The 17,547-nt window shown below is 48.6% G+C and carries 12 protein-coding genes; 1 reads left to right on the forward strand and 11 read right to left on the reverse strand.

What is annotated here, in order from left to right:
• Positions 1–18 precede the first annotated feature (18 nt).
• The 9 genes from RQN30_RS07030 to RQN30_RS07070 all read right to left on the reverse strand — a co-directional run bounded on the left by RQN30_RS07030 (position 19) and on the right by RQN30_RS07070 (position 14,284).
• Positions 19–627: a hypothetical protein gene (locus RQN30_RS07030; RefSeq protein ID WP_353059865.1), complete on the reverse strand. Its 609-nt coding sequence runs from the start codon at positions 625–627 to the stop codon at positions 19–21.
• A gap of 206 nt (positions 628–833) precedes the next feature.
• Entirely contained in the window at positions 834–1,352 is a 519-nt protein-coding gene (locus tag RQN30_RS07035) for an aspartate/glutamate racemase family protein (protein ID WP_353061800.1), read from the reverse strand.
• Positions 1,340–1,558 (reverse strand): aspartate/glutamate racemase family protein, encoded by a 219-nt coding sequence (locus RQN30_RS07040; protein ID WP_353059866.1) that lies wholly within the window; start codon positions 1,556–1,558, stop codon positions 1,340–1,342. The genes RQN30_RS07035 and RQN30_RS07040 overlap by 13 nt, the downstream gene beginning before the upstream one ends.
• Before the next feature lie 206 nt (positions 1,559–1,764).
• Positions 1,765–3,666 (reverse strand): asparagine synthase (glutamine-hydrolyzing), encoded by a 1,902-nt coding sequence (gene asnB / locus RQN30_RS07045; RefSeq protein WP_353059867.1) that lies wholly within the window; start codon positions 3,664–3,666, stop codon positions 1,765–1,767.
• A gap of 450 nt (positions 3,667–4,116) precedes the next feature.
• Complete coding sequence (locus tag RQN30_RS07050) at positions 4,117–5,046, reverse strand: discoidin domain-containing protein (protein ID WP_353059868.1); 930 nt, start codon at positions 5,044–5,046, stop codon at positions 4,117–4,119.
• An 8-nt stretch (positions 5,047–5,054) separates the two neighbouring features.
• Positions 5,055–8,423 carry a glycoside hydrolase family 20 protein gene (locus RQN30_RS07055; protein ID WP_353059869.1) on the reverse strand — a complete coding sequence of 1,123 codons (3,369 nt, stop codon included), beginning with the start codon at positions 8,421–8,423 and terminating at the stop codon, positions 5,055–5,057.
• A 1,158-nt stretch (positions 8,424–9,581) separates the two neighbouring features.
• Positions 9,582–9,791, reverse strand: coding sequence for a hypothetical protein (locus tag RQN30_RS07060; protein WP_353059870.1), 210 nt, complete (start codon positions 9,789–9,791; stop codon positions 9,582–9,584).
• Complete coding sequence (locus RQN30_RS07065) at positions 9,788–10,045, reverse strand: hypothetical protein (protein ID WP_353059871.1); 258 nt, start codon at positions 10,043–10,045, stop codon at positions 9,788–9,790. The genes RQN30_RS07060 and RQN30_RS07065 overlap by 4 nt, the downstream gene beginning before the upstream one ends.
• 891 nt (positions 10,046–10,936) lie before the next feature.
• The gene (locus RQN30_RS07070) at positions 10,937–14,284 is read right to left on the reverse strand and encodes a TIGR03773 family transporter-associated surface protein (RefSeq protein WP_353059872.1); all 3,348 of its coding nucleotides are present in this window, start codon (positions 14,282–14,284) and stop codon (positions 10,937–10,939) included.
• 265 nt (positions 14,285–14,549) lie between these two features.
• On the opposite strand from RQN30_RS07070, the gene RQN30_RS07075 reads away from it, so the two are divergent.
• A complete protein-coding gene (locus RQN30_RS07075) occupies positions 14,550–15,287 on the forward strand; it encodes a phosphoglyceromutase (RefSeq protein ID WP_353059873.1) in 738 nt (245 codons plus the stop codon).
• Positions 15,288–15,673: 386 nt separating this feature from the next.
• Here the strand turns inward: RQN30_RS07075 and RQN30_RS07080 are convergent, their stop codons facing one another.
• Both RQN30_RS07080 and RQN30_RS07085 read right to left on the reverse strand, forming a co-directional pair.
• Positions 15,674–16,411: a LuxR C-terminal-related transcriptional regulator gene (locus tag RQN30_RS07080; protein ID WP_353059874.1), complete on the reverse strand. Its 738-nt coding sequence runs from the start codon at positions 16,409–16,411 to the stop codon at positions 15,674–15,676.
• Positions 16,401–17,285: a sensor histidine kinase gene (locus RQN30_RS07085; RefSeq protein WP_353059875.1), complete on the reverse strand. Its 885-nt coding sequence runs from the start codon at positions 17,283–17,285 to the stop codon at positions 16,401–16,403. Before RQN30_RS07085 ends, RQN30_RS07080 begins: the two co-directional genes overlap by 11 nt.
• Positions 17,286–17,547 lie beyond the last annotated feature (262 nt).

The raw sequence follows: 17,547 nt of genomic DNA on the forward strand, positions 1-17,547 counted from the left end.
TAACTCGACTTTTGTAAATCAGAAAAATCTGCTCCAATTCCGCGCGAGTCTCCACCAAAAAACTTTCTTTTTATTCGGAATCTTCGCATAATGATATGCTGCCGAGTTCGACGGCTTCGCAATCAGCGGATAAGAAAACCCGCCGTCGCTGCACTTCGCCTCCGGATCATTACAATCCAGGAAAACTGTCCGCGGATACGGAATCCCGATTTCGTCGCAAATCTTGTAGAAATTCTCTTTCTGCGTTAATTCATCAAGCAGGTCAAAATCAATATAAGGAACGTAAAAATATTCTTCGAGCTGCGGTTTTAGGTGTGAAATAATTCGGGCATAATGATCACCGCACCCAACTAAAAACGGTACTTTTCCTTGCTCTGCAAGTTCTTTTCCAAGTTCGCGGGTGTGTTTGAGGAGAATTTCTTCCGTATCAAGCCCTTCCACCACCCGATAATCAACAAATTTACTTTGCGAAACAGCTTTTATTTCTGAAGAACCAAGCACAATCGAATGTATTCCGTACGCTTCCCAGAAACAGCGCACATACGCATATCCGGAAAAGTCCGCGCCAACAATCACCGGTTGGAGCAGTCGGGGAAGTTCTTTCTCAGCACTAACTTCGATGCGCATCTTATCTACTTTCTTTGCGAACTAACTATAAATACTCTATTGCACGCTGCCGTACTTTGCATCAGATCTGAAAATTCGACGGAATTTACCGGAATCCGCAGGCTCCGCGCACATTACCTGCACTACGCGCATTGCCTGCGCCATGCACATACTTGCACCACACGAACTACCTGCACTACGCACATCACGGATAATACCTGCACACGTTACTTACCGGCTTTAATCGGCAGCCCGCATTCACGAAGCGCAGCTTTCGCTAATACTTTCAGCGAATCAGAAATATACATTCCAGCATATTTTCCATCTGCGTCAAGCTCAAGACGCATCAACGGCAACTCGGTGCATCCAAGCACAAGACTATCGCATCCCTGCGCTTTCATTGCGCAGATAATCTCCTGTACTTTTTGCGGATCCGCAGTTTTCCCAGCTTTTATATCATCGTAAATCACACTATCAACACACGATTGAATCTGCGGATCAGGAATAACCGCACAAAGCCCGGAATTCTCCATTACCCGCTGTAAAAACCCCGTCTTGACTGTGCCGGAAGTCGCCAAAATCCCGATATTCACACAGCCGCGATTTTTTACATCTTGTGCAATCTCCTGCGGAAAATCAATCACTTGCGCCGGATTCGCAGCCGTAAGCATTGCCGCATATGCAGCATGCGAAGTTACACAAGGCACACACACAACCTCGCAGTCTAACTTCACTAACGTCCGCAGCGCTTCACAGACAGCAGGCGTAAAATCTTTATCACTTTTCCCGAGTAAAAAGCAGTACGGTCAGGTATTTGCGGCCGGTTCAGTAAAACAAAATCGAGATGTTCCTGATCGCTGGATGCATCCGTCAGCTGCACAATCTGATCTGTCAGATAGACACTTGCTGCAGGGCCAAGCCCGCCGAGAATCCCGAGACGTTTCCGTTCCACTGTTTTCACCTGCCTGATTATTTTGCAAATACTACGCAATTATTAGCGACGGAGCTGCCGCCGCGCAAAACATCCATCTAAACGTTGTCGAAACGCTTGTGCAAAGCACCTGCGAAAACACCGTCGAAATATCCGTTTTATTCAGCGCCCAATCACGCTCAATATCTGTTTCCATCCGCACCTGACATTCACTTAAACATCTCTGCTTAAACCGTGCGCGAAGCGGAATCTTCCCCGCGAGCTGCGTCAATCGGTTCATCAATAAAGAAACGCTTATACCAGATTAAAAACACCAATGGAGTATAAATTTTCCGCTGATTATTTTCTTTCCCGGCATAATGCGCATCAAGCAGCCGCATTAGCAAATCAAGATTAAAGAACTCGGCAGCCCAAGGTGCTGTGAAATATTCTTTCACATACTTGTACCAGCGTTCTTCACGCAGCCAATAAATTAACGGAACCGGGAAACCGACCTTCGGGCGGGTGGCCCATTCTTCAGGCAGGTTCCGGTTTGCCGCATGCCGCAGAACCTGTTTATTTCCATGCGAATTTACGCGGTAACGATCCGGAATATGTTCTGCAAATTCCATCACTTTCCGGTCAAGAAACGGCACACGCAGCTCAAGCGAGTGCGCCATACACATTTTATCTGCTTTCAGGAGAATATCTCCCGGAAGCCACATATTCATATCTAAATATTGTTTCTTCACCAGTGTCGGAGAATTCTTTACCCGCGCATAAACCGGCGCTGCAAGTTCAAATGCTCCTGCCCCGTTTTGATAATCCGGTTTCAATAAATCGTCAGTTTCGTGTTCCGGCCAGACAAGCGCCTGCCCAACAAAGCTTTTCTCCGGAATTTCCCCGCCTTTTACCAAAAAATTGCGCCCCTTAAAGTAAGGCAGTTTTAACGCAAGATGCCCCAGCGCACGACGGATCGGACGCGGCACGATGCGGATATATTTCCGTACCGGAGCTGTATCTTCATAGTAGGCATATCCGCCGAAAAGCTCGTCTGCTCCCTCGCCGGAAAGCACTACCGTCACATGCTCAGACGCCATTTTTGCCAAAAAGTAAAGCGGTACCGACGAAAGGTTCGATTGCGGCTCATCCATATGATATTGAATCGTCTCCAATGCGGAGAAAAATTCTTCTGCCGTAATCATTTTCCGGTAATTCTTGATTCCAAATTGTTCCGAAAGCTGCGCCGCATAGTTCGTCTCATTAAATTTTGCGAAATCAAAACCGACGGAGAACGTTTCATCAGGGCGCTGACATGCGGTGATATAGCTCGAATCCACTCCTCCAGAGAGGAATGCTCCCACTTTTACATCTGCAATCCGATGTGCTGCTACACTTTCATGCACTACCTGATCCAGCTCTTGCACATACGTTTCATACGGTTTTTCGATTGCCTGATAGTCACAATCCCAGTAGCGTTTTACCTGCATTTCGCCGGTATTCACATCGAAAGTGAAACTGTGAGCCGGCGGGAGCTTGTAAACACCTTGGAAGAAAGTCTCTGCCGTTGCCGAATATTGCAATGTGACATACGGCCGCAGTGCGTCTTTATTCATTCTTTTCACAAAGTGCGGCTGGTCAAGGAAACTTTTAATTTCGCTGCCAAAAATCAGCCCCGACTTGCCGTCGGCATTTTTTGGCAGCCGTGCATAATATAACGGCTTAATCCCGAAAATATCGCGTGCACCAAAGAGCCGCTGGCGTTTCCGATCCCAAATTACGAAACCATACATCCCGCGAAGCTTATCGAGCAGTTTCTCACCCCAAGCCTCATATCCGTGCAGCAGAGATTCAGTGTCGGCGGCGGAATGGAACTCATAACCGAGATCCTCCAACTCTTTGCGAAGCTCCTGGAAATTATAGATTTCACCGTTAAACACGATAGTTACGGTTCCATCTGCATTACTCATCGGCTGTTTTCCAGCTTCAGAAAGATCAAGAATCGAAAGCCTGCGGAACCCGAGCGCCACTTTTCCGTCGAAAAACTGCCCGCCCATATCCGGCCCGCGATGCACAATCCGATTCATCATGGATTCGAGCACGGTTTCGCGGTTTTCCACCTCGTCAACAAATCCAACAAAACCGCACATACCGACTCCTTCCGAAAGTCTGAAAATAAATAATACAAACTAGAAATCACACTAGAACTACTCAGTACATCATACATAGCCCACGGAAGCCACTTCGAGATATGAGCAGAGAACAATTACGCTATGCGCATTATATCTGCTGCAGGCAAAATCATCCGTGTTTATTATCTCGATAACCGCCCGCAAATCCCGATAACACCGAATCCCGTTCCGTATTTAAAAGCATCATATCCGCAGTTCCCGCATAAAAACTAGTGCCGGAGTTATTACATGAACTAGTGCCCGAGTTGCTGCCGGAACTAGTGCTGGGAGTTATTACAGGGACGATTTGCGGAAAATACACCGGAAATGCAGGCTTGGGTGCCGAGTGCAAGGTATTTCTCCCAGCAGCTCGGCACCCAATATTTCCCGGTCAGAATTTCAATTCCGCACTTCTGACCAGATTTCCAGCTATTCTTCGCGGGCAGTGTTCCGACGGCGGGCAACTAACACCGCACCTGCTGCCGTAAACACCCCAGCAATAACAAGCACCCCAAGCACACTTGCACCGGTCTGTGCGAGGTTCTTGGCTTTCCCCTGTACCGCAGCTGCAGCACCTGCAGTCGGGTTATCGAGTATTGGAGCAGCAGGAGAATCCGGATTAGCCGGATTCACCGGATTCGGCACATCCGGCTGCGGTTCGCCCGGCTCACTCGGTTCGCTCGGTTCGCTCGGGGTGCCTGGCTCGCTCGGCACATCCGGCACTACTGGAGCTTTTAACTTCATACCAGCTAACGCACCGCGCAACGCTGCAATCGCCGCATTCACAGCCTCAGCATCTGCACGATCCGCACCTGCTGCAGCTGCAAAAGCATCCTGCAAAGCCGCCGCACTATCAGCAGTATAAAAATCAGACTTCAATAAACCAGCGGCCTGTTTTTGCAATACATCCAACGTATCCGTATCAGGATTCGCCGGAACTGCATTAAGCTTCACTTCCGCAGCCGAACCGTTCTTATTAGCCGGATCGCCATAAGAACTGTTCCACGTAATCTTCACATTCCGCGTAGTCACACTGCGGTCAAAAGAAATCACCTGCGGTTCAGCTGTGTTCTGCAAATTCTTCCCATTTGCGGCAGTCCCCTCAGCAACTTTCTCCCAAGTTTGCCCATCATCAGAAACTTCGACCACATACCCATTGAGTCTGCCATTAGTGCCGGACTTACGCCCCTGCACTGTCACACCATTAATCTCAACTGGCTGACTTGCACGCACCATAAACCAATGCGGCATTTTCGCAATCGACCACTTCGAATGCCACATTGTATCGCCGTCGCCATCAAGCGCTTTCTCCGGAGCAGAACCGGCGTCTTGGAAAGAACTTGCACTCGCGGTAAGCAATGCCGAATCTACATAGGTAACGTCATCTTTTTCAGCACCAATCCAGCAATTGCCTGCGCCAGCCCAGCTTCATATCCGGCAACAACTGCCTGCATCCGCTTCGGCAAACCGCGGACAACACGTGCTTTCGCGGTTTCAAAAGCAGCAGCAGACTCGGCAGTATACCCGGACAAATCAGCAGGAACCACGGCAAGCAATGCCTCCACCCGGCGATAATCAGCACCCGGAGCTTTCACTTTCGCAGCTGCAGCCCGCAGCGAAGCAATCGCATCTTCAACCGCAGCTGCAGTAAGCTCGCCGTCGGCTTTCACCGCAACCTTTTCCGCAGCCGCAATCGCATCTTGCAATGCTTTCTTATCTGCTGCGGCAGTATCCGCAAATGCGTCAGCAAGAATTGATTTCGCCGTAACAACCGCGCGTTCGAGCGCCATCGTCGAAACAAACGGCTGCTCCGGCACTGCATCTATCCGCACATCTTTTACAAAACCATTAAAAGCATTCGCTTTCGCGCCGACGGCAGCAAACGGAATCATCATCGTTGCCTTGAGCTTAGTCCGCTCCGGGGAACCAAGAGTTCCAACTTCCACGCCGTCAACAAAAAGTTTCGCCGTCGTGAAAGCGTTTCGAATCTCAAGTTCTGCCCACTCCTGCAGCGGCAATGCATAATCAAACGAATAATCAAACCCTTCACGGCTGAATCCGACTTTTCCAGTTCCGCCCTGCACAGCTTTAATTGTGCCGTAAGGACTTTCGAAAAGAATCTGATCAGCTGGAGTGCCGTCGTTATTCTTCACCAGTTCCGTAAGTTTCACTTTCACCCGCAGCGAATGGCCGAGTCCGATAGTTTCCGGCACACCTTCGCCGCCGATTTCTGCATAAGACTCACCGCCATTTAAGCGCAGCGCCTTGGTGAAATCTGCTTCCGCAATTGCCGCATTTTTCTTCACGCCAAGATTAAAGCCGTTTCCAGTTACGTCTTTATCATTTTGCAGCGGAAGATTCGCCACTTGCTCACCCGCCGGCACACCGTCGGTGTAATGGAAATTAGTATTTGGTGCTTCCCCAAGTTTTCCGGCACGAGCTTTCGCCCCAGCCAAATCAAGTGCAGACGCCGGCTTGCCCCACATACGCGCACCATGCAGCGGCAAAGCTTTCGCCGTACGATCGAAAATATCGTATTCCGAAATGCCGGTATCTTTCTGATCAATCATGTCGTTCCACACAGCAAACGCAGCACCGATCATCTTCGGATCACCAGCTGGAATTACCACCCCGCCCATATTATTCACGGCGGATTCATACATTGTGCTTTCGTTTAAATAGTCATAGTAATAATTTGCATTCGGCACAATATAGTAAGAACCATCGATTGTGTTAATCAGCTCGAAACCAAGGTTATACATTTCTTTCGCATTAGCCCATCCGGTATTCCAGATGTTAATTTCGCGCCCGGCACCAGAAACTGCTTCACCATTGTGCAGCTGAGTAAGCGAACCCCAAATACGCGCCTTATGCCCAGTGTTTTCAACATGCTCGAAAATATTGTTTACAAACTTTCGATAAGACTGCTGGGAAGCTTCATATTCGTCAGCACCCACATGAACCGTCTTCGCTCCGGCAAAAGTCGGGTTATCGCCTTTCAGATACTCGTCCCAAACACCAGTAATAAACGAATACGCTTCATCATATTGATTTGCTAAATCAAGATGATCAGCACCGCGTTTAATACCAGGAGTACGCAAATCAGGCCGAACCTTAGTGAATGCAAGCGAATGCGCCGGCATATCAAATTCAGGAATAATATTCACCCCAAGCGCAGCTGAATCGGTAATAAACTCGGCGAACTCTGCCTTGGTATAGAACATGTCTTTGCTGGTCAAATCAGCCTTGTTCTTCCCGCCGTTTCCGCCAGCCTTGACCGCAGATTCAAGCCGGAAACCTGAGTAGGCATTATTTACCGAATCACCCTTATAATCCTCAACCCAAATATAGTTATCGTTAAGATGAATATGGAAATCGTTCAGCTTATACCAAGCCATCTCTTTGACCATCTGTTTTAGATAGTCAAGGCTGAACGGCTTCCGCCCAACATCAAGCATGAAACCGCGCACCTTATAGAGCGGGTAATCACGTGCCGTACCCTGCGGAATCGTCCCGCCTGCAGCTTTTGCTGCCTGGAGAATCGTACGGGTAGCCCAGTATGCACCGGCTGCCGTCTCAGCCGCAGCGACGGTTTTACCGCTCACTTCAAGCCGGTACCCTTCATCTTGCAGCCCGAGAGTTTTATCGGCAGTCTTGACAAGCACAATATCGCCTGCTTTTGCCGAATCAGCACTGCCTTTCATTACCGAAAGTGCTTTTCCGCCAAAAATATCGGCATAATCTGCAGCCAGCGCATTTGCCGCCGCCGCAAAAGAAGCGTCAGTGTAAATTACACGCGCACTATTCCGCAGCGTGAACTCACCTGTTCCGCCTTTCCACTCGCGCAGCTCCGGAAGGACCTGCGGAGCAGCATTATCGCCGTCGGCAACGGTTTCCTTACCCGGAATCGTAACTGGAATCTCCTTGAAAACATAGGAATTATCAGATTTTTTCGTCACCTTAAAAGCAAGCTTTACCGGCGTAGAAACTATTGGTTTGAAGATTGTAAAATCAGCCCCCACGACCTGCTCATAATCAGCACCCAGGAATTCAGTTTTATAAGTATCGTTGTTAGTTAAACCAGTTACTGCCAGTTTCGCGGTATCCGCTTCCGGCGCGGCGACGGAAATCTTATTTGCTACGGTATCGAGACTTTCCGGAATGTCCCCGGCATAAACTTCCATTTCAAAAACAGAGACCGTACCCCATGCAACCCCGCCGTCGGGATCATTAAAAGTATTATGGTCAATATACAAGCGGACAAACCGTGCCTGCTCTGCTTGGCCGAAAGTAATTACATCGGTTAAAGCCTGCGGATGCGAATCGAACGATTTTACTGTTTTCCAAGCATCACTGGCCGCTTCTGGCGCAGTATCGCCGGAAGCAACTTGAATTTTATACCCTTTCGCCTTGCGCTGCTCCCAGAAAATCCGCACATTCTTCACATTCTGCACCGATTCAAGATCGACATAAATCCAATGCGGTCCTCCATCTTTTCCTGCAGCAGCGTCGGCAGCGCTTGCCCATCGCGAATCTCTGCCGCTGGTATCGCCGTCGAAAGCTTTCGCTGCATTGAATTTATCTGCTTCCTTATCGGAAGCCGCAGCAGTTTTTCCTTGCGCAAGATTCGCTTCAGCAGCAAGCGCCGGCGGCATTGGGAGAAAACTCAAAAATGCGAGCGCGAAAATGCTGAAGAGTGCAAGATAACTATTTATTCGTTTTTTAATTGCAGTCATAAAACTTGCCCTATTCGTAATTATTTATGGCCTATCACCTTGCACAACGGTACTTCCTGCTCCGCATTTTCGAGACAAAAAGCTTTCTGTGTTGAGATTTCTGCGTTGAGCTTCTGCGTTGAGCTTCTGCGTAAAAAGCTTTCCATTTGAAAGCTGCTTATACAAAGCCGCCTTTATGAAGCTGCATGTATGAAGCTGTTTGCATGAAGCTGTTTGTATGAAGCTGTTTGCATGAAATCCGTCCGCAAAAAGCAGAAAACTTTTTTGAACGAAAATTTGAAAAGTTCAGCAACATTTGCGCAAACATTTGCAAAAACATTTGCGGAACTTTCCCGGACGTTTCACCGAAAAGATATCCGTCGAAAAAATACTCCGCAAGCAGTTTTCGAAAGAAGTTCTTCCGGAAATCTCCTTCAAATCCCGGAAGAATTTTCTGAGATTTTCTGAGATATGCCGAAGATTTTCGAAAAGCAGAACCCTGAAAGTTAAATTCTCGGCTGTGAGCATATCTTAGAATCGGCAAACCTTTCACCACTAAATCAAATCAGCAAATCAACTTTGATTAGCAATTTCGATTCACGATTTGCAGTAGGTTTCTCGTTGTGCAAGCCAGTTATGCCTGAGCGACCCCAGTAACACCTAGTACATCCGAGTATACCTACCAAGATTTTTTCAGACAATCTTTCACTGTAATTTACTAAGAGTCCATTTTGCTAAGTGCTCACTTTGCCAAGACTTCACTTTTCTAAGCGTTCACTTAAAACCAGCAGCACCGCAACCGCTGGCAAAACACAGATTCCCGTTACGCAAATGGAGGCAAGAACTCAGTTTCATTACGTAGCTGATGGCGGGAAGTCAGGTTTGTTACGTAACTAGTGGCAAGAACTTAATTTCGTTACGTAACTGGTGGCAAGAACTCAGGCTGCGGTTTTCACCGTCGAAAGCGCTTGTGTTTCCGCAGGTCACAGGCTCGCAATAACGACGGCACTCCCGTCGGAAAACAAAACCACCCATTTCGCCACCACTTACGTAACCTCGCGGCGATTATACCTATCTCATTGCTAATGGATATCGTCCTTGCAACCCGAAAATGTAAAGCGCCTTTAGCCTAAGACTTCTTTTGCGAGAGCAGTTCGGACGAATTCGGAAATGTTTTGATTATTTTCTCTCGCTTTTTCTCCACTGCTTCCCATAAAGCAACTGGCGCTCGAAAGGTTTTAGCTTCCATTGGCGGGAGTTCAGTTTCCCATGCACGTGGAGCAGTTTTCTCGAAATAGGTATTAGGGAATCCCGAATCAATTTCGTTAATCCATGCTTGAACTTCTTCTTCTCCAAAGGGACACCGTTAATGCCGACGTATTCGCTCATTTCATCACCTCATTTTTGAATCTCGTTGTTAAATAATTCGCGTGAAAGATTAGATGCTGCTCAAGACCGCTGGCAAAGATTATTTCGATAGGCCGCCCCTCATAATCAAAACCGATACTTGCCCATCGTGGCGGATACTTTCCTTGGTCTTTGCTCCGAAGCTTTGCCGTGTTGTGTCCTGTGGAGTAAGCGGAAAGAATTTGTTCACGAGTGAGACCATGTTTCAACGCATTGGGATGGATAACAATCTTCATTTGCAACTTTCATACAATATACTACATCGTAATACGTCTAATAATACAGGCAAGCAATACTGTACGTCATACAACTAGTTGGAGAATTTTTCTTTACCGCACATAACCGCAAATAAAAATTATCTGCGGTGTCTTCTGCTTTTATTGCACGTCTATTTTTTATTCATGCTCGTTTGTTGCAAAAGAAAATCTTTTATCTTCCGATGCGGTGTTTGTTCTGATTTCACAGGATATGTCTTAGTATGGCGGCACCCGCGGAATATCCTGCGAAAGCTCCCCGCTAAGGCGGATACTCACAGCAAGATGTACGAAGCGTCCGTACAAACATGCTATAGCGCTTTTGCACCTTCACTTCCATCTTGCTCTGCGCGGCTTGTTTTCCCGTTTCGAGGGTCACGGTTATTTGCGGCTCTTCGAGAACATTTTATGAGGCAGGACGAGATGAAACAGGTTGGCAATACCGGATATACCGACCGCGGTTTTAATGAATAGTGGCGGCACTGCTAATTAAGTGTGTTCGTGGGGATTTCACCGTCAGTTACGTGTGTTCGAAGAGATTTTGCCACCAGTTACGTTAGCCAAAGCAGATTTCACCACACTTACGTAATCTCTCGGGAATTTTGCCGCTACTTACGCACCCCGCACCTACCTCACCGTCGACGGACTCACTCCCTCCATACCCCCCGCAGCTCTGAAATTCATCATGCTGCGGATGCGATAAATAATAACGGCGGGTGTGAACTGCACCTGCAGCAAACACCCGCCGTTTGTTAAATTTTAGTTCATGCAAGGCAGCCGTATCGGCTTGCCATCTACACTAGCCGCGCAAAAACCAACCGCACACAAACCGCACACAAACTAATTGCACCGAATCATGTTAATTGCACCGAATCATGCTGCCGCCTTGCGCGCCTGCAATACGCGGACGGTCATCAAAGCCGCATTTACAAGCAGCAGTGCGATAACGATCCCGAGGAGAATCCCGCTATTCCACCACGATCCGTTCCCGTCGGCATCCAAACCGCTATTGGAACTTGCACTGGTATTCTTTGCGCTTGACCCGCTCAGTTTCTTGGCGCCATTTTCATCATCGAGCGGATTTCCATTAGCGTCGAGAGCTTCCTCTCCGGCATTCAAGCTATCCGCACTCCCTGCAGCTACATTTTGCCCGCGGCTGCCAAGAGCAGCGCCAACACCGCCGGAAGCATTAGTTGTTCCGCGGGAGCCAGCGAGAGCTTTCCCGATTTCAGCACCGAGATCAAAGTGTCCGTTGGTTATCCCGCTGCCGGAACCGACATTGAAAGTAAGGACAGTACTGTTTGAAACGTTACGTCCGTTTTTCAGAGTCACCGTAGTGGTGATTCCAACTTTATATGTTCCCGGTTGTGAAAAAATCCAGTTCGGATGGGCGTGCACGTTCGGGTTGAGCACAATAGCGCCGGCAGGATGACCGTTTACACCTGAAAAGATTCGCTGTCCCGCTCCGCCAAAGTTATTCGAGTAGAAAACTTCCATCGCGCCCGGTCCGGAGAAAGAGGTCAGCGCAAGCTTCAAATATCCAGTGGTTTTCTCACGAATCGTCGGGTGCTGCGAATTTACACCGAGCCATGGTACTCCGCTGACCTGACTGCTGGAAATCATCCATACCGGACTGCCCGCCGGAATCCGCCCGACTGATTCCGCCGTAGTTGCTTTGCCGGCGCTGCCGATTGCGAAAACTAGCGTGCTCGGGTCAACCCATTTTGCCGGCTGGGTACGGTCGTCTTTAATCCGCGGATAGATTGCGTCAACATATTTTTGCTTGTTTACAGCAGGGGCAGGGGATATACTTCCTCCGGTGTATCCGCCTGCAGTTCCGTTTCCGGAGTTTCCATTCGCTGCCGACGGCGGAGCACTCGGGGCGCTCGGGGCACTCGGACTACCCGGCAAATCCGTGTTGGATCCGCCAGACGCCGACGGATTATCTGCCTGCGGATTATTCACCGGCGGTACACTTGGCTGAGAATTTTGCTTCTCATCCATAGTGTTAGTTCCCACTAGCCATGTAAAGACAGCCGTGTTTGAGGTTTGTCCAGCTACTCTTGCACGAACTTTCATTGTATATTTGCCTGGTTTTTCAAAAAGCCAATTGGCGTGTACATGCCCTGGTTCTTTTTGAATAATCTTTTCTCCAGCTGCAAGGATATAACTTCCTGAATCAAGAGCCGGGGCTGTTCCGCCAAGTCTTCCCGTATCAAACAGGAACATTTTTCCTGGTCCTTTTACTTCCAGGAAATCATATTCGACCGGACCGAAGCTTTTTGGAACAAAGGATGTATCCCACCCCGGGAACGGAATTTCGTGCTGCCTTAAACCATTCTTTCCGAGCAAATATCCGCTGGGACCAAATTTGTCACGCATATTTTCTGGAATATTAGTAAGCGCAGTGTCTTTCACACGTAGAGTTACGGAGTTTGGATCACGTAAAATTTCTCTGCCAGCGGTGTCATCTTTCGTATTGAGAATCAATTTTCCGTTACGCACAACCACGTTCAGTAAATCGATGTGCCCATGATCAAGTTCGACGGGAACAGCGATATCGCCAGTTGGTGTAATTTCAGATGCATCTGGAGAAGTGTTTTGCTTATTCGGGTCATAAATCCAGGGAGTATCTGTATCTTCCGAACCTGCAGGTTGGTCTGACTCAGGATTTTCTGTTTCTGGCTGATTCTCCTCTGCAGCGTTCTTTTCCACCTTCCACCGATAGGCGGCAACGTCAGAGCGAATCGTCTCACCGTTAGCGAGTTTTCCAACTGCCTGGACTTTAAAAGTGTAGTCACCAGGCTTTGTAAAGAGCCAATGTCCGTGAGTGTGCGAAGCGGATTCAAGCGCCAGCTTCGAACCGGTTTTTACTAAGTATCCATCTTTCAATACTTGGGAAATCTCGCCTTTTAAATTTGGCGGATAGAATAATACAACTTTCCCTGGTGCATTAACTTCCACAAATTCAAGTTCTACCGATTTAATACCGAAAGATTCATAGTCCTGGCTTGACCATCCCGGAGAAAAGCTGGTGTAGTAAGTTGTATATCCGCTTGTTATTTTTTCCGGCAGCTCGAATCCGATATCTTTTTGATAGGTGCGTGCTTCCAAAACTAAGAGTGCCGATTCCGGTGTCCGAATCACACCGCGCCCAGTGATGTCTTCACGCATTAACAGCTGCAGCTTATTTTGCGCAGCAGTCAGGTAAAACGCATCAAGGTGCCCTTTGCTGCGAAACTCGGCAGGAGTGTTAACAACTTCGTCTTGCGGTTCACCAGGCTGGACTGAAGATTCCGGCAATTCATCTTCCGATTCCGGAGATTCCGGCAAATCCTGCTCGGATTCTAAATCAGTTTCCGGATCATCCTCAAGATTATCCTCAGGATCAGCTTCTGCCTCCGGTTCTGGTTCTAGGCTTGGATCAGCTTCTGCCTCCGGTTCTGGTTCCAGGCTTGGATCAGCTTCCGATTCAGCAGCTGCAGCCGCTGTTTCTGCCGGATTTTTCTCAACCTCAAAAGTCGATGTGAAAGGCTGAGATTTTACACTTTCCCCGCTGTCTTTCACACCAACAACTTCACCGGTAAGCCGATATGTACCAGAACGATCAAAGAACCAGTGTGCATGCTGATGCCCGGTAATTGGCAGAGAAGTTCCTGCTGTAACAAACAATTTGTTATCGTTTAAAAACGGAATCGGATCTGCTTCACCCAAATCGCCTAAGCTAAAAAGCGACACCTTTCCTGGTCCAGTTACTTTTGTGAAATTAATCGTGAGCGATTTGAACCCGTTATCACGAAATTTCGGGGCGTTCCAGCCTGGCTCAAACCAAACTTCCGCATCATCTCTGCTGGTGTAGTACCCGGATTTATTTGCCGAATCCAAGTGCGTAAACGGGTAATTGGTATCGAATGTACTAGCACCAATTCGAAATACAACTTTGTTCGGATCATAGTATTTAGGCCGAAAAGTACCGTTTGCAACTTGTACTACAGGCGTGCCGGTATCTGTAGTGATATAAAACGCGTCTGTATGATCTTGTTCAATTACGATTTGATCGCTCGCATTCGCTGTCAGCGGCATAAATACCACAGCGACGGCAGCAATCATGGAAATTAGAATTTTCCAGATAGCCGATTCGGATTTTTCTCCCAAGAGCGCGTTGTATGCGCTTTGCAGATATTCATTTACAATAACTCTTCCTAGTTGCAGTGCGAACAATATATAAAGCGTTACTTCCAATTTAAATTTAACGGGAATTATTCTCAATAGGGAAGAGTGTGGGATGTCTTTCACTTTTGATAACTATTCTCACTTAAGAGCGCTTCACCGCACTGACCGTCGAACCGCTCCAAAATACAGCAACTAATCACCGCAATAAATCCATTCGTCCTTTAACTCATCGGTTTAATCACGGTAGAATGAATGCAAGTGCGCCGAAAACGCGGCGCATTCCCCGAAACCACACGAATCAAGGGAAGTGAATATGACGTATAAACTCGTGCTTCTTCGCCACGGACAAAGCGAATGGAATGCAAAGAATCTTTTCACCGGCTGGGTGGATGTGCCGCTTTCAGAAACTGGGCGCGCCGAAGCCGCACACGGCGGCGAGTTAATGAAGGAAGCTGGCGTATTCCCAGATCTGCTTTTCACCTCAATGCTGCGCCGCGCAATCATGACCGCAAATCTCGCACTTGACGCAGCCGACCGGCATTGGATCCCCGTCGAGCGCGATTGGCGTTTAAACGAACGTCACTACGGCGCCCTTCAGGGGAAGAACAAGAAAGAAATTCGCGACGAATACGGTGAAGATCAGTTCATGCAGTGGCGTCGTTCCTACGATGTTCCACCGCCAGCAATCGAAGCTGGCAGCGAATTCTCGCAAGATTCCGATCCACGCTATGCAGGCGAACCAATCCCAGCTACCGAATGCTTGAAAGACGTACTGGAGCGCCTCCTCCCTTACTGGGAAGAAACCATCGTACCGGCAATTAAGACCGGCAAGACGGTAATGATTGCTGCTCATGGTAATTCACTGCGCGCAATTGTCAAGCACCTCGACGAGATTTCCGACGACGATATCGCTGGCGTAAACATCCCAACCGGCGTACCGCTCGTATATGAACTAGATGAAGAAACCCTCAAGCCAGTCAAAAAGGGCGGCACCTATCTCGATCCGGAAGCTGAAGCAAAGATTGCTGCAGTTGCCAATCAAGGTAAGTAAATTAAATAAGTCACGATGAGTAATCATCGCAATATCCAGAGTGCTGCTGATAGCTAAAACTATCGGCAGCACTCTGTTTTATCGGCTCTTCGTATTACATATACCCGCAGCTCGAACAAAATGTGCGGAACCTTTTAGTTGGCTCCGGTTTAGCCGGGTCCAATTTAGTTAGAGTCCAATTTAGTTGGGTCGATTTTGGCCGGTTCCAAGCGGTGTTTTTGCACAGCGGTCAAGCTTGATCTATGCAAAAACACCGCTTTCCACCGAACAATCACCGGTTTCATTACACAAAAATAAGAAAAATGCGCAGCGTCATTTTATCCAGGCACCACACACTACCCAGTTCACACACACTACCCAGTTCACACACGCTGCAGCTGCACAGATTAGACCACGCCGCTCGCTGTAAGATATGCAAGCACAGCGCGCACCCGCCGATTTTCTTCTCCCGGAGCAAGTCCCAACTTGAGGAATACGTTCGCCACATGTTTTGAAACAGCAGCTCCGGAAAGATAAAGCTGCTCAGCAATATCAGTATTGGAAAGCCCCTGCGCCATCAACTCCAACACCTCACGTTCACGCGGAGAAAGCTTTCCCAAAACACCGCTTTTCCCCTGCACCAATCCTGCAGCAATTTCCGGATCAACAACCACCCCGCCAGCAGCCACAATCCCCAGAGATCTGATAAAGTCTCCGACGCGCGCCACGCGGTCTTTCAGCAAATATCCCAGTCCGCCTTGCGCACCATACGGAAAAGATCCAGGAAAACGCGAAAACTGCTGCTTCCCCTGCTCCCCTGCCGAACTTATTCCGTCATGAAAAAGCACACTCGCATATGCCGGAGCAACATATTGTGAAAGAACCATCACTCCCAACTGCGGAAAATCACGACGGATATCCGCTGCAGCCCGCAGTCCGTCATCCCGCATTTCCGGCGGCATCCGCACATCGGTAACCAACACATCAATCTCTTCACCAGCGTTCAGCAGTGCGCCAATCCGCGAGCGCAGCTGCACCGCATCTTGCGCATGTCCAACAACCTCATGTCCCGTCCGCTCAAGAATTCCGCTCAAACCCTCACGAATCAGAGCCGCATCATCTGCAATAAAAGCTTCACCGTACAATCCCGCTTTCTCCCGGTTCAAGTAATAGCGGAATTGATGCCGCCACTGTGGTCGGTCCGCCCTGCGGGGAATCACAGCGTAAATCTCCGCCGAAAGCAGCTAAACGCTCACGCAAACCAGCAAGACCATGCCCCGGCGAGATTTTCGCTCCGCCCGGTCCGTCATCAACCACGGAAACATGCAAAGTTTTATCTGCAGCAAGCAGAATCGTTGCGCGGGCCGAAGGAGCATATTTCGCAACATTAGTAAGAGCTTCACAAACAAAGAAATAAGCAGCCGCAGCTACCCCGTCGGGCATTAACGGCAGCGGATGCGGTGCAACCACCTGCGCCGCCGCCGGACTCGATTCTGCTGCCGCACGTACCGCCGCTTCAAGCCCAACATTCGATAACACATGCGGATGAATATTGTTCACAGCAGCCCGCAGGCTCCGCAAACCTTCTTCGCCAGCATCCTGCGCCCGGAACAAAATACGTGAAAGCTCATGCAATTGCGCATTAACCGCATCAACCGCATTAACCGAATCACCAGAAGAATCTGGAACAGTACCGGAATCAGCCAGCACTTTCTCCGTCTTTTCCAGACACATTTGCAAGATTAGCTGCGCCTCCCCCAATGCCATATTCGCCGCTACAATGTACTGCTGTGCTCCGTCGTGCAAATCACGTTCGATACGGCGGCGTTCAATCTCAAAAGCACGCACTATTTCCCTCCGTGAAGCACGAAGTTCACTAATCTGCTCTGCTGTTGTTTTCCGTTGAAAAAGCATATCGCACTCTGTATCTACTACATCTAATATATTTACTGCATCTAACACATCTGCTGCATTGAAACGCGAGGAGAAACGCGAGGAGATCGGCCCCTTTGTCTGCAAGTACTTTATCCGCAAGCACCCGCGGCTGCCAATCCAAGTTTATCCGCATCCGTATCTCTTCGGCACTGCAATAAACAGTGCGGATACAAAAGGTAGACCCAGCTCTACCCAAATTCGGGAGACAGCACCAGCATTATCACCAAATCAACACGGTTAAATAGAAGTATGAACGATTCAATACAGGTAAACAGTATTCATAATTCAGATGCAAACTCTGCTGCAGAAAATTCTGCCGTCGGCAATCATGAAACATCTTCCGTGC

The sequence above is a fragment of the Arcanobacterium hippocoleae genome (genome assembly GCF_040360365.1).
In the GTDB taxonomy this organism is placed as follows: Bacteria; Actinomycetota; Actinomycetes; order Actinomycetales; family Actinomycetaceae; genus Arcanobacterium_A; species Arcanobacterium_A hippocoleae_A.

Excerpts from the sequence above, each read along its gene's own strand:
- RQN30_RS07030 (WP_353059865.1), bottom strand. The coding sequence starts at position 627 with ATGCGCATCGAAGTTAGTGCTGAGAAAGAACTTCCCCGACTGCTCCAA.
- RQN30_RS07055 (WP_353059869.1), bottom strand. The coding sequence starts at position 8,423 with ATGACTGCAATTAAAAAACGAATAAATAGTTATCTTGCACTCTTCAGC.
- RQN30_RS07065 (WP_353059871.1), bottom strand. The coding sequence starts at position 10,045 with ATGAAGATTGTTATCCATCCCAATGCGTTGAAACATGGTCTCACTCGT.
- RQN30_RS07075 (WP_353059873.1), top strand. The coding sequence starts at position 14,550 with ATGACGTATAAACTCGTGCTTCTTCGCCACGGACAAAGCGAATGGAAT.
- asnB (WP_353059867.1), bottom strand. The coding sequence starts at position 3,666 with ATGTGCGGTTTTGTTGGATTTGTTGACGAGGTGGAAAACCGCGAAACC.
- RQN30_RS07060 (WP_353059870.1), bottom strand. The coding sequence starts at position 9,791 with ATGAGCGAATACGTCGGCATTAACGGTGTCCCTTTGGAGAAGAAGAAG.